Raw genomic sequence first — 12,051 nt, 5'->3', positions numbered from 1 at the left:
GCATGGCGACTCCGGCCGTTCCCGTGATGAAGCTTCAGCATATCATCGGACTGCCTGTCCTGATCTCCCATACCGGCCGTATGGCCGGACGCATCAAGGATGCCTGGTTTGACGAGCATTGGAAGCTGAAGGGATTCGTCCTGGACGGCTGGTGCTGGAAGCCGCGTACCGTTCGGACCGTTCTCTGGGACGAGGTGCTGACCTGCGGTGAAGACTGCGTCTTCATCCGGGGCAGGGAATCCGTCCGCACGGCGAAAGTGTCCATCGCGCAGCGTTCATTCCTGAACGGATGCGTGAGGCTGAAGGATCTTCCGGTCGTCACGGCAGGCGGCAGCCAGCTTGGACGAGTGTCCGATGTTTATATCGACCCGTTCTTGGGTACACAGTTAGTAGGTTTTGAACTGACGGACGGTTTTGTCTCCGATCTCATGGATGGACGGAGATGGCTGAGAGCGCCCCGGGATTCCGACGTCTTCTTGCTTGGCGAAGATGCGATCATCGTCCCGACGATGGATGAGAGTTCCCTGGAGCGCGTCGCAGCTTCCGATCCGTACATGTAGGGAGAAATGACCAATGACATTGAAATGCCCCAACTGCAATTCCCGAGATATCGGCAAAATCGGCTCGCATCAGTTCTATTGCTGGAGCTGCTACATCGAGCTGACGGTGAACGGCGACAAGATGAGCGTCTACCAGGTGGAGGAAGACGGCACGCTGAGCTCGCTCGACGATCTGTTCTTCGAAGAGGATATCGCCTCCTCGGAGCTTCACGCCAACTGACGGCTGTCCAACCGGAATCCACGCCCCTGAGCGCTTTGCGCATCAGGGGCTTTTGCATTTAGGCGGCTTTCGGGAACTGCCCCAAGCTTGGAGCGGAATGCCTCGTTTCCCGCAGACGCCGGAATACGGACTGCCGACACGAGTGCAAGGTCAGGCGCGCATCCAGCCTGGGGCCGCGGAGCCGCCAAGCGGCTTGCTTGGCTGAGCGGGAAAGGTATGGAAGGCGGCAGAAGGACATATACTGTAACGACCTGCCGGGGAAGACAGGCCCTTTAGGCATCGCTCCCGGCCCGAGCAAGGCGCCAGGGGAGGACGGCAACATGGACAAGCTGAGGCAGAACCGCGTCCTGATGACGCTCATATACATCATTCTGGGGCTGCTGGCCCTGTTTTTGCTGCTTCTCATCAAGCCGATGCTGATGGATGCGTACCGGTTCGTCCGCGCGGTGCTGACCCCTTTCCTCATCGCGATGGTCATCTCGTACGTGCTTCATCCCGTCGTCAGCCTGCTCAGCGCCAGGCGGGTGCCGCGAACGATCGCCGTCCTGCTCATCTACGCCGTGTTCTGCACCGCTCTGACCGTCATCCTGATGAATCTCATCCCGATGGTGGCCGGCCAGGTGCAGGAGCTCGGAGAGCATGCGCCTGAGCTTACGATGAGAGCCAAAGGCATGATGGAGGATTTCAACAACACCTCCTTCCTGCCGGACAGCCTGCGCAGCGGCATCGAGCGCGCGCTGGTCACGATGGAGAAGAAGCTGACCGAGACGACCGCCGATTTTCTGAACAATATCGGCTCGATGCTGAATGTCGTTTTCCTGGCGTTCATCATTCCGTTTCTCGTTTTTTATATTCTGAAGGACTTCGACGTGATGGAGCGGACCGTCGTTACCTACATGCCCAAAGCGCACCGCAAACATCTGGTCCGGATGTTCAAGGACATCGACGAGGCGCTTGGAAGCTACATCCGCGGGCAGTTTCTCGTATGCGTCATCGTCGGGCTGCTGGCCTATGCCGGCTATCTGATCATCGGAATGCCCTATGCGCTGCTGCTGGCCTCGATTGTCGCCGTAACCAACATCATTCCGTATCTGGGCCCGTTCATCGGAGCGGCGCCGGCGCTGCTCATGGCATCCACCGTTTCGGTGAAAATGATGCTGCTCGTCGTCGTCGTCAACACGCTGTGCCAAATTCTGGAGGGCAACGTCATCTCTCCCCAGGTCGTGGGCAGGACGCTCCACATGCACCCGCTGTCGATTATTTTCGCCCTGCTGGTCGGAGGGGAGCTTGCCGGCATCGTCGGCATGATTTTGGCCGTTCCCGTCTTCGCTGCGCTGAAGGTCATCCTCCAGCATTTGTTCGCTTATTACATCCGGCGGCGCACCGTCTGAATCGAGGGGCGTCAATTTGACAAAAGGCTGTTTTTTTCTTATAATGCATGGCATATAGGTCTATTTTCAGCTTCCATACACACAGCGTTGATGAGATAACAAGTAAGCCGCAGCCCGGCATTCAGAGAGAGGATTCCTTCCGGCCTTGCGCCGGTCGGCTGCAAGAATCCCCGTGCCGAAGAGCGTGCCGAAGCTGGTCTCGGAGCGTGGATGAACTCCACCGGCAGCGGATCCGTTATCTTCCGCATCGAGGAGATTGCCCCCTTCGGTAGCCCAAGCGGCGGCTGGAGAGCGGCAGTAACCAGGGTGGTACCGCGATATGAATCGTCCCTGTCGGCTGACAGGGGCGTTTTTTTACGTTTTTTCAGGCTTATCGACAAGCAAGACGAGTAGACCAAAATCCCTAGTGGAAGGCTGGAATTTTCCATGAAAGCTGCAGAAATCCGTTCCAAATGGCTGAAATTCTTTGAAAGCAAAGGCCACAAGGTCGAGCCGAGCGCTTCGCTCGTGCCGCATAACGATCCTTCCCTGCTGTGGATCAACGCGGGCATCGCTCCGCTCAAGCCTTACCTTGACGGACGCCAGATTCCGGACAATCCGCGCATCACGAACGCGCAGAAATGCATCCGTACGAACGATATCGAGAATGTCGGCAAAACCCGCCGCCACCATACGTTCTTCGAGATGCTCGGCAACTTCTCGATCGGCGACTACTTCAAGGACGAGGTCATCGTCTGGGCGTGGGAATTCCTGACCTCCAAGGAATGGATCGGCTTCGATCCGGAGCGTCTGTCGGTGACGGTCCATCCGGAGGATGAGGAAGCGTTCAAGCTCTGGAACGAAACCGTCGGACTGCCTGCCGAGCGCATCATCAAGCTGGAAGGAAACTTCTGGGAGATCGGCGAGGGGCCATGCGGACCTTGCACGGAGATCTTCTACGACCGCGGCGAGAAATACGGCAGCGATCCGTCCGATCCCGAGCTTTACCCCGGCGGCGAGAACGAGCGCTACCTGGAGGTTTGGAACCTCGTGTTCACCCAGTACAACCTGAACAAGGACGGCAGCTACACGCCGCTGCCGAACAAGAACATCGATACCGGAGCCGGGCTGGAGCGCTTCGCTTCCATCCTTCAGGATGTCGACTCCAACTTCGACACCGACCTGTTCGTGCCGATCATCGAGAAGGCCTGCTCCATCGCCGGCGTCAAATACAAGGAAAAAGAAGATACGGACGTTGCCCTCAAGGTCATCGCCGACCATGTCCGCACCGTCGTCTTCGCAGCCGGAGACGGCGTGCTGCCGTCCAATGAAGGACGCGGCTACGTCATCCGCCGCCTGCTCCGCCGCGCGGTGCGCTACGGCAAGTCGCTCGGCGTGGACCAGCCGTTCCTGTACCGCCTGACGGAGACGGTCGGCGACGTCATGGGCGTCTATTATCCGGAGATCGAGGCCAAGCGCGAATTCATCGAGAAGGTCATCCGCGGCGAGGAGGAGCAGTTCCACCGCACGCTCGACAGCGGCCTCGGCCTGCTCGGTCAGCTCGTGGAAGCGGCCAAAAAGGACGGACGCGCCGAAATCGGCGGCGAGGATGCCTTCAAGCTGTACGACACGTACGGCTTCCCGTTCGACCTTACGGAAGACTTTGCAGCCGAGAACGGCCTGTCGGTCGATCGTGGCGGCTTCGACCAGGCGATGGACGCCCAGCGCCAGCGCGCTCGCGCCGCGCGTCATGAAACGGGCGGAATGAGCGTTCAGGGCGGCGCTCTGTCCGAGTTCACCGAGCCGAGCAGCTTCATCGGCTACGACAGCCTGTCCGCTGAAGCGGTCGTGACGGGCATCTTCGTGGACGGAGAGACGGCGGACATCGCCGGCGAAGGCAGCCGCGTGCTGGTCGTTCTCGACCGCACGCCGTTTTACGCCGAAAGCGGCGGCCAGATCGGAGACAAGGGAATCATCAGCGCTCCGGGAATGAAGCTTGAGGTGGAGGATGTCACCAAAGCTCCTCACGGCCAATCGGTCCATCATGCCCTCGTCGTAGAGGGAACGCTCCATAAGGGCGCCAAGGTCCAGGCCGAAGTATCCGGAACGTCGCGCGGCGATACGGTGAAAAACCATACCGCGACCCATCTTCTGCACAAAGCGCTCAAAGACGTGCTCGGCGGCCATGTCAACCAGGCGGGCTCGCTGGTCGAGCCGGAGCGTCTGCGCTTCGACTTCTCCCATATCGGCTCCATTTCCGCGGAAGAGCTGGCCGATATCGAGCGCCGCGTCAACGAGCAGATCTGGAAGGGAACGGACGTCGTCATCGAAAGCAAGCCGATCGCCGAAGCGAAGGCGATGGGCGCGATGGCTCTCTTCGGAGAGAAATACGGCGACGTCGTGCGCGTCGTCCAGGTCGGCGACTACAGCCTCGAGCTGTGCGGCGGCTGCCATGTAGAGAACACGTCCCGGATCGGGCTGTTCAAGATCACCGGCGAGACGGGCATCGGCTCCGGCGTGCGCCGGATCGAGGCGGTCACCGGCCGGTTCGCCTACGCGTATACGGAAGGCCGGCTGGAGCTGCTGGAGCAGGCGGCCGGGCTCGTGAAGGCCGGCGTATCCGAGCTGCCGCGGCGCATCGAGGCGCTGCTCGGCCAGGTGCGCGAGCTGCAGCGGGACAACGAGTCGCTTCAAAGCAAGCTGTCCCGCATCGAGGCAGGCTCGCTGGAGAGCAAGGCCGTATCGGTCGGCGGCGTGACTGTGCTGGCCGCTCAGGTCAGCGCTCCGTCCATGGATGCGCTGCGCGGCATCGCCGACGAGCTGAAGCTCAAGCTGCCGGAAGCGGTCATCGCGCTCGGCGCGGCGGCCGAAGGCAAGGTCAATCTGGTCGTATCCGTGTCTCAGGATCTCGTGAAAAAGGGCTTCCATGCGGGCAAGCTCATCAAGGAAGCGGCGGCTGTATGCGGCGGCGGAGGCGGCGGAAGGCCCGATATGGCTCAAGCCGGCGGCAAGGATCCTTCCAAGCTGGAGGAAGCGCTCAAACTTGTCGAAGAACTGGTTCTCGCGCAGTCAAATGTGATATAGTAAGGATGTATCTCAAGCGGAGCCGGCTGTTCTGTCGAAGGACGGCCGGCGCTTGCGCAGGGAAGTAGAGAATTTCATTTAATTCTATACGACTCCGAAGAGCCTCCTGAGCGGGGGCGAGAGGAAAGCGAGGTGCTGGCGGTGAGCTCCATGGACAAGACAATGAAGTTTGACGTGGTTGCGGACGGTCCTGAGGCTTCCTCGAAGGATATCCTGCTGACGGTGTACGACGCGCTGGTGGACAAGGACTACAATCCGATCAACCAGATCGTCGGGTATCTCCTGTCCGGAGATCCCGCTTACATCCCGAGGCACAACAACGCAAGAAGCCTGATCCGCAAGAAGGAACGAGACGAGCTCATTGAGGAATTGGTGCGCTCCTATCTGGCCAATCACCGCTGATTGAACGGCAGGCTGGCGACTGGAGAGGGTAGCGGCAGATGAGATTGATGGGCTTGGATTACGGCGACCGCCGAATCGGCGTTGCCCTCAGCGACCCGATGGGCTGGACTGCCCAGGGGCTCGAAGTGGTGCAGCGCAGGGACGGCAGCGAGATGCAGCGTCTCGCCGCGCTTGCGGCTGAGCACGAAGTGGTTGGAATCGTTGTCGGGCTGCCCAAGAACATGAACGGCAGCATCGGTCCGCGTGGCGAAATTTGCATCGCATTTGCCGAGGAATTGGGGCAAGTACTGAACTTACCTGTACACCTATGGGACGAAAGACTTACGACGGTATCCGCAGAGCGGACGCTCATCGAGGCGGATGTCAGCCGCAAGAAACGAAAGCAGGTCGTGGATAAGATGGCGGCCGCGCTTATTTTGCAAAACTATCTCGACTCTAAGATGAAAAGGTGAGGGTAACGATGGCAAATGACGACATGCAGTACGAAGAGCCGGAAATCATCTATATTCCGGACGAAGACGGCAACGAAGAGGAATTCGAGGTAATCATGAAGTTCGAGGTTGACGGCTCGGACCAGAAATATATGATGGTCGTTCCCCTGAACTCCGAAGGCGGAGAAGAGGATGAAGAGGACGAGGTGTACGCCTTCCGTTACGAGGAGGATGGCGACGATCTCAAGCTGTACACGATCGAAGACGAAGAAGAGTGGAGCATGGTAGAGGAAACGTTCAATACCCTGCTCGGCGAACTGGAGGAAGAACAAGGTTAATGAGCACATCGCAGCCGGAGCGCATCACGCTCCTTAAAGAATCTTTCGGCCGGGAAGTTCTGCTCGTCGACGACAGCGGGCAGGAAATTCCTTATACGGTCCAAGCGGAATTCAGCCTCGGCGACCGCAGCTATGCGGCTCTCCAATCTCCTGCCCTGCGCAAGGAGGGCGAAGTGGAGATGTTCCTGATCGTGCTTGGCGAGGATGGAACTCCAGAGCTGGAGACGATCGAGGATGACGAAGAGTGGGAGCTTGCGGCCGAATCCTATGACGCCCTGCTTTTCGAAGGGTCGGACAACGAGGAATAGCAGTTGACGCAGGGGCGGCTGACACCGCCCCTTTTGGTTGTGTCATGAAAGCGCCGATGAAAGCGGAGTGCCGGCGACACTTGCGAAGCGGGGGACAGGGATAGAGATGCGGAACGAAGAAATGAGCGGCATGCCGGGCGGGCAGCCGTCCGGGCCGGCGAGAAGCCGGATTACGCTTTGGGTAGTACTTACGCTGCTTACCCTGCTGCTCGTGACGGCTGCAGGAATCGCAGGATATATATGGAACGGCCTGCGGCCTGCGGCTGCGGGCGATATGAAGCAAGTGCAGATCGCCCGGGGCATGTCGCCGTTTCAGGTGGCCGACCTTCTGGAGCGCGAAGGCATTATTCGGAATGCCTTCATTTTCAAATATTACCTGAAATTCAAGGAACAGGGCGGCAGCTTCCAGGCTGGAACCTATGAGCTCGCGCCGGGCATGGAGCATGAAGCGATCATCCAGAAGCTGAACAGCGGCTCCACGGTGAAGGAAGCGGTCATCCGGTTCACGATTCCGGAAGGCTATACGCTGCTGCAGATTGCGGACAAGCTGTCGAAGGAAGGCATCATCGACAAGAACCGCTTCCTTGAACGGGCCGATTCCAGTAGTACCTGGGGCGACGCCGAAGCCGTCAAGACGATTCCGGAGGATTCCCGGATCCGCCATCGTCTGGAAGGCTATTTGTTCCCGGATACGTACGAGCTCAAGAAGGGCAGCACCGAGGAGGATATCCTCACCCGCATGGTGGAGGAGACCGATCGCAAGCTTGCCGAGCTGCCTGACCTCGACGAGACGCTGCAGGAGCGGGGAATGTCGCTGCATGAGCTGCTTACCGTCGCCTCTCTGGTCGAGCGCGAGGTCGTCGTCGACGCGGAGCGGGCTGCCGTCGCCGGCGTCATCTACAACCGTCTGGCCAAGCCGATGCGGCTGCAGATCGACGCCACCGTGCAATACTTGCTGGACAAGCCCAAGGAAAGGCTCTACGAGAAGGATCTCGAGGTCGAGAGCCCCTACAACACGTACCGGAGCGACGGCCTGCCGCCGGGACCGATCAGCAGTCCGAGCTTGAAGTCCATCGAAGCTGCGCTGCATCCGGAGAAGAACGAATACTACTATTATGTGACGAAGAAGGACGGCAGCAGCCGTCACCTGTTCGCCGTCACCTACGAGCAGCATCTGAACAACATCAAGCAAAGCGAGAAGTAAAAGGCAAGGAGGAACGACGCAACTTGAATACCAAACCGGAACTATTGACAACAGCTGCTTCCTTGGGCGAGCTCCGCAAGCTCATGGAAGCCGGAGCGGATGCGTTCATTATCGGAGAATCCAAATACGGAGCGAGGCTGCCGGGCGAATTCGGACTTCAGGAGATGGCCGAGGCCGTCGAGGCGGCGCATGGCTTCGTCCGCCCCGTGCGGATCTATGCCGCCGTCAACAACCTGATGGACAATGCGGCCGCAGACTCATTGCCGGAGTATCTCGGCTCTCTGGCGCAAATCGGCGTGGATGCGATCGTCTTCGGCGATCCGTCCGTTCTCGTGACCGCGCGCGAGGCGGCACCGGGCGTGGCGCTGCACTGGAACGCCGAGATGACCTCGACAAGCTACGCCCAAGCCGATTACTGGGGCCGCAGGGGAGCGTCGCGCATCGTGCTCGCGCGCGAGCTGAACATGGAGCAGATCATCGAGATCAAGCAGCGGACCTCTCTGGATGTTCAGGTGCAGGTGCATGGCATGACGAACATCTACCATTCCAAGCGCTCTCTGGTCGACAGCTATATGGGCCATCTCGGCAAGGAGCCTTCGGAGCTTGACAGCCGTCTCGGCCAAGGGCTCTATCTGATGGAGGAGGAGCGCAGGGACGAGCGCTATCCGATCTACCAGGATGCCCATGGGACTTACATGATGAGCTCCGATGACGTCTGCATGATCGAGAACCTGCATGAGCTGATGGAAGCGGGAATCGACAGCCTGCGGGTCGAAGGCTTGATGAAAACGACGGCGTACAACGAGACCGTCATCCGCGCTTACCGGGCAGCGATCGACGCCTATGCGGCCGACCCGGCCGGCTACGAGTTCAAGGAAGAATGGCTGGACGCCATCCGCGCGCTTCAGGATCCCAGCCGGGAGCTGAGCTACGGCTTCTTCTTCAAAGAGCAAGTCTATTAATCCAAGCAAGCAGGAGGTGAATACATCATGTCTATGACTTCAATTAAACCCCTTCTCAAAGGAAAAAGGCATCGCCTGGACAGGCCCGAGCTGCTGGCTCCGGCCGGCAACCTGGAGAAGCTCAAGTTCGCCGTCCATTACGGCGCCGACGCCGTTTATATCGGTGGACAGAAGTACGGGCTCCGCTCGGGAGCGGACAACTTCAGCTTCGAGGAAATGCGCGAAGGCGTCGAATTTGCCGCCCGTTACGGAGCGAAGGTATTCGTCGCGACCAATATCTATGCCCACAACGAAGATATTGAAGGCCTGGAGGACTATTTGCGCGGACTCGAAGCGGCCGGCATAGCCGCGATCATCGCGGCTGATCCCGCCATCGTCGAGACCGCCCAGCGGGTCGCGCCTGGACTGGAAGTCCATCTCAGCACCCAGCAGTCGGTGCTCAACTGGCGTACGGTCAAGTTCTGGAAGGACGAAGGGCTGCCGCGAGTCGTGCTTGCGCGGGAGACGAGCCTCGAGGAAATCGCGGAGATGAAAGCCCATGTCGACATCGAGATCGAGGCGTTCATCCACGGCGCGATGTGCTCCTCGTTCTCGGGCCGCTGCGTGCTCTCCAACCACTTCACCGACCGGGATTCCAACCGCGGCGGCTGCTGCCAGTCCTGCCGGTGGAAGTACGATCTGTACGTGGACGGCGATTCCGTCAACACCGAGCAGGACAGCCAGTTCACGATGGGCTCCAAGGATCTGTGCATGATCTCGCATCTGCCGGAGCTTATCGAGGTCGGGGTGGACAGCTTCAAGATCGAGGGCCGGATGAAAAGCCTTCATTATGTGGCTACCGTCGTCAACGCTTACCGCCAAGCCATCGACGCTTACTTTGCCGATCCCGAAGGGTATGAGCTGAAGCCGGAATGGGTGGATGAGATCAACAAGTCCGCCAACCGGCCGCTCAATACGGGCTTCTTCTTCGATACGCCGGGTACGGAAGACCATATTTACGAGCCGGAGCAAAAAGCCGCTCCGTACGACTTCGCCGGCGTTGTCCTCTCCTATGACGAGGCGACAGGCGAGGCGGTCATTCAGCAGCGCAACCATTTCAAGCCCGGAACCGAGGTGGAGTTCTTCGGGCCGGGAGGTACCTTCTTCAAACAGACGGTCGAGGAGATCCGCGACTTGGAAGGACAGCTGCTCGATGCCGCGCGGCATCCGCTGCAGCAGGTGCGGATCCGGACGGCTCAGCCTGTCCATCCGATGGATATGATGCGCAAGCGCATCCGCTAAAGCAATCGGCAAAAGCCTTCCATGAGCGTTTGGCGCCTGCGGCTGCCAATCTTTTCCGCAACATGGTTAAACGATATGAATTTAATCCCCCACTGGCCTCGGCTGGCGGGGGATTTTTTTGACATAAAAAACATAGTGCTCGAGTACAACCATAGTCCGAAAGACCCTCTGAAAGGCATGGTAAGGAGATCCTACCGCTCGTTCCGCAAAGAGGTAAACATGGATTGTTTTCTTCCATATAGTTGATGCCAGAAGTCATCGAGTGAAGGTCGGCCACGTGATGCGGCGAACTGCTTGTTTGTGCCAAACGTCGCGGTCCTTTTTGCGGGAGCTTCGAATTCAGTCAGATCGTAAGCAAATCCATTGATGCCTGTTACTGGTTCAGGAGGTCCGTGAAGAAATCGAATATCTGCTTCTGCGGCAGAGTCTCAGGGAGAGCTCTGCTTCGCGGCTTATACAGGAGGCGGAAACGGTCTGCTTATGCGTTGAGACGGGTCCAAGACATTCTTGCGGATGGCAACAAAATCGGCTCGAATCATGAGAGATTGCGCCATGAAAAGGATAAAGGAGAAGCTAAAGAAGACTGAAAAGGCAATTTTAGTTTCATGTTGTTTTTTTGACAAAACGTCATTCCTTTCCATTGCGATTCAAATATCTTCCATAAACTGACTATTCTATTCTCAAATTTTGATTATTCAAGAGCTTAAAACGAATCGAATCGATCGATAAGCATTGTAAAGAAAATATTTATCTGACATGAGACTAAAGACCCGTGCCCAGCATTCCGATAAGGATAAGAAAGAGATTGCGACCACAGGATGGTGAACGGTGATGGGGAATCGTTTGGCACAATGGAAAGAAAAGCGGAAAAACAAGGACAACGCCAACAGCGGCGACACAGGCGGTGAACAAGCCGCAGCAAAGGCCGGGAGAACCGGCAGGCTCTCCTTGAACATCGTAAGATCGGTCGGATTAAAGCTCTTTCTTACTTTTTTTGCAGGCATTTTGGCATGCGTGCTGCTCATGGGGTATTTCTCCTACCAAATTTCAAAGAGCGTCATCGAGAGCAAGGTGTCGGAATCCTCGCAGGCGACGCTCAAGCAGCTCTCGGACAAGCTTGATCTCGTCTTCGACAAATTCAATGATTTCTCGCTGCAGTTCGTCGCGGACGTTACGCTGCAGAACATGATCGGCTCTACGATGTACGCCTCGGATGACAGCGCCCGGACCAATGCGGAGCGCGAGCTGAACAACAAGCTTCAGAGCATGGTGCTCGGCACATCGGGAGTGGAGAACCTCAATCTGATTCCGGTCAGCTCCAAGCTGAGCGAGCGGGTTCTTGGAACGGGCAAGCTGGAGCTGGAGAAGGTTCAACAGGCTGCCTGGTATCAGGAAGCGCTGAAAGACCTCAATCAAGGCGTCTGGATCCCCACACAGCCGACAGGATTCCAGAATGGGGGAAATCCGACGCTGGGGTTGGCGCGTGCGCTCCGAGAGCCCGGGGGGACGGATCCGATCTATGTCGTGCTCATCGAGATCCAGGACCGGGCCATCCAGGACCAGCTACAGGGCGCCCAGCTTGGCGAAGGCGGCACGGTATCGATCCTCGACAGCCAGGACGGAATTCTGCTGGATGCTTCCGGCAGGGATATGATCGGAGGTAAGTCGGCGGTAGCCTTCAGCACCCAAGCCAAGGACGGCGATTCAGGCATGTTCGTCACAGACGAGAGCGGAACGAAGTCGCTTGCGATCTACAACCGATTCAAGTCCAACCCATGGATGGCGGCGGGAACGATACCGGTGGGGGAGCTGGTGAAGGACGCGCGGAAAATCTACAATCTGACCGTCTAGACCGGCGAATAAACGAGCAGCAGATCCGCTCCGGCCAGCC

General features: G+C 58.3%; 13 protein-coding genes. 12 read left to right on the top strand and 1 reads right to left on the bottom strand.

Annotated elements, in window-relative coordinates; genetic code table 11:
* Positions 1 to 2 precede the first annotated feature (2 nt).
* The 11 genes from BN871_RS07100 (at position 3) to BN871_RS07050 (ending at position 10,160) form a co-directional block, all read left to right on the top strand.
* Positions 3 to 560: a PRC-barrel domain-containing protein gene (locus BN871_RS07100; RefSeq protein WP_021878642.1), complete on the top strand. Its 558-nt coding sequence runs from the start codon at positions 3 to 5 to the stop codon at positions 558 to 560.
* Positions 561 to 573: 13 nt separating this feature from the next.
* Positions 574 to 780 carry a hypothetical protein gene (locus BN871_RS07095; RefSeq protein ID WP_021878641.1) on the top strand — a complete coding sequence of 69 codons (207 nt, stop codon included), beginning with the start codon at positions 574 to 576 and terminating at the stop codon, positions 778 to 780.
* Between the two features lie 320 nt (positions 781 to 1,100).
* Positions 1,101 to 2,171, top strand: coding sequence for an AI-2E family transporter (locus tag BN871_RS07090; RefSeq protein WP_048745158.1), 1,071 nt, complete (start codon positions 1,101 to 1,103; stop codon positions 2,169 to 2,171).
* 426 nt (positions 2,172 to 2,597) lie between these two features.
* The gene (gene alaS, locus BN871_RS07085) at positions 2,598 to 5,234 is read left to right on the top strand and encodes an alanine--tRNA ligase (RefSeq protein WP_048745157.1); all 2,637 of its coding nucleotides are present in this window, start codon (positions 2,598 to 2,600) and stop codon (positions 5,232 to 5,234) included.
* A gap of 141 nt (positions 5,235 to 5,375) precedes the next feature.
* Positions 5,376 to 5,636 carry an IreB family regulatory phosphoprotein gene (locus tag BN871_RS07080; RefSeq protein WP_048745194.1) on the top strand — a complete coding sequence of 87 codons (261 nt, stop codon included), beginning with the start codon at positions 5,376 to 5,378 and terminating at the stop codon, positions 5,634 to 5,636.
* Positions 5,637 to 5,674: 38 nt separating this feature from the next.
* Positions 5,675 to 6,088, top strand: a complete 414-nt coding sequence (ruvX, locus tag BN871_RS07075; RefSeq protein WP_021878637.1) for a Holliday junction resolvase RuvX — start codon at positions 5,675 to 5,677, stop codon at positions 6,086 to 6,088.
* Between the two features lie 8 nt (positions 6,089 to 6,096).
* On the top strand, positions 6,097 to 6,405 hold the full coding sequence (locus BN871_RS07070; RefSeq protein WP_048745156.1) for a DUF1292 domain-containing protein: 309 nt from the start codon (positions 6,097 to 6,099) through the stop codon (positions 6,403 to 6,405).
* Complete coding sequence (locus BN871_RS07065; protein ID WP_048745155.1) at positions 6,405 to 6,713, top strand: DUF1292 domain-containing protein; 309 nt, start codon at positions 6,405 to 6,407, stop codon at positions 6,711 to 6,713. The genes BN871_RS07070 and BN871_RS07065 overlap by 1 nt, the downstream gene beginning before the upstream one ends.
* Before the next feature lie 130 nt (positions 6,714 to 6,843).
* Positions 6,844 to 7,917: an endolytic transglycosylase MltG gene (mltG, locus tag BN871_RS07060; RefSeq protein ID WP_048745193.1), complete on the top strand. Its 1,074-nt coding sequence runs from the start codon at positions 6,844 to 6,846 to the stop codon at positions 7,915 to 7,917.
* Between the two features lie 23 nt (positions 7,918 to 7,940).
* Entirely contained in the window at positions 7,941 to 8,879 is a 939-nt protein-coding gene (locus BN871_RS07055) for a peptidase U32 family protein (protein ID WP_048745154.1), read from the top strand.
* A 27-nt stretch (positions 8,880 to 8,906) separates the two neighbouring features.
* Entirely contained in the window at positions 8,907 to 10,160 is a 1,254-nt protein-coding gene (locus BN871_RS07050; RefSeq protein ID WP_373864515.1) for a U32 family peptidase, read from the top strand.
* Between the two features lie 695 nt (positions 10,161 to 10,855).
* Here BN871_RS07050 and BN871_RS28265 read toward each other — a convergent pair.
* Entirely contained in the window at positions 10,856 to 11,185 is a 330-nt protein-coding gene (locus BN871_RS28265; RefSeq protein ID WP_164762951.1) for a hypothetical protein, read from the bottom strand.
* Between BN871_RS28265 and BN871_RS07045 the strand changes: the two genes are divergently transcribed.
* Positions 11,175 to 12,011, top strand: coding sequence for a cache domain-containing protein (locus BN871_RS07045; RefSeq protein WP_198158020.1), 837 nt, complete (start codon positions 11,175 to 11,177; stop codon positions 12,009 to 12,011). The two genes, BN871_RS28265 and BN871_RS07045, sit on opposite strands and share 11 nt — an antisense overlap.
* The last annotated feature ends 40 nt before the right edge of the window (positions 12,012 to 12,051 follow it).

This window comes from Paenibacillus sp. P22 (genome assembly GCF_000469945.2).
In the GTDB taxonomy this organism is placed as follows: domain Bacteria; phylum Bacillota; class Bacilli; order Paenibacillales; family Paenibacillaceae; genus Paenibacillus_O; species Paenibacillus_O humicus.
The sequence above is the reverse complement of the archived record's forward strand: the minus strand, read 5'-3'. Positions and strand labels throughout refer to the sequence as shown.

Bases quoted from the DNA above. Each gene is read 5' to 3' on its own strand.
- BN871_RS07100 (WP_021878642.1), top strand. From the start codon at position 3: ATGGCGACTCCGGCCGTTCCCGTGATGAAGCTTCAGCATATCATCGGA.
- BN871_RS07095 (WP_021878641.1), top strand. From the start codon at position 574: ATGACATTGAAATGCCCCAACTGCAATTCCCGAGATATCGGCAAAATC.
- BN871_RS07090 (WP_048745158.1), top strand. From the start codon at position 1,101: ATGGACAAGCTGAGGCAGAACCGCGTCCTGATGACGCTCATATACATC.
- alaS (WP_048745157.1), top strand. From the start codon at position 2,598: ATGAAAGCTGCAGAAATCCGTTCCAAATGGCTGAAATTCTTTGAAAGC.
- ruvX (WP_021878637.1), top strand. From the start codon at position 5,675: ATGAGATTGATGGGCTTGGATTACGGCGACCGCCGAATCGGCGTTGCC.
- BN871_RS07070 (WP_048745156.1), top strand. From the start codon at position 6,097: ATGGCAAATGACGACATGCAGTACGAAGAGCCGGAAATCATCTATATT.
- BN871_RS07065 (WP_048745155.1), top strand. From the start codon at position 6,405: ATGAGCACATCGCAGCCGGAGCGCATCACGCTCCTTAAAGAATCTTTC.
- mltG (WP_048745193.1), top strand. From the start codon at position 6,844: ATGCCGGGCGGGCAGCCGTCCGGGCCGGCGAGAAGCCGGATTACGCTT.
- BN871_RS07050 (WP_373864515.1), top strand. From the start codon at position 8,907: ATGTCTATGACTTCAATTAAACCCCTTCTCAAAGGAAAAAGGCATCGC.
- BN871_RS28265 (WP_164762951.1), bottom strand. From the start codon at position 11,185: ATGAGCAGCACGCATGCCAAAATGCCTGCAAAAAAAGTAAGAAAGAGC.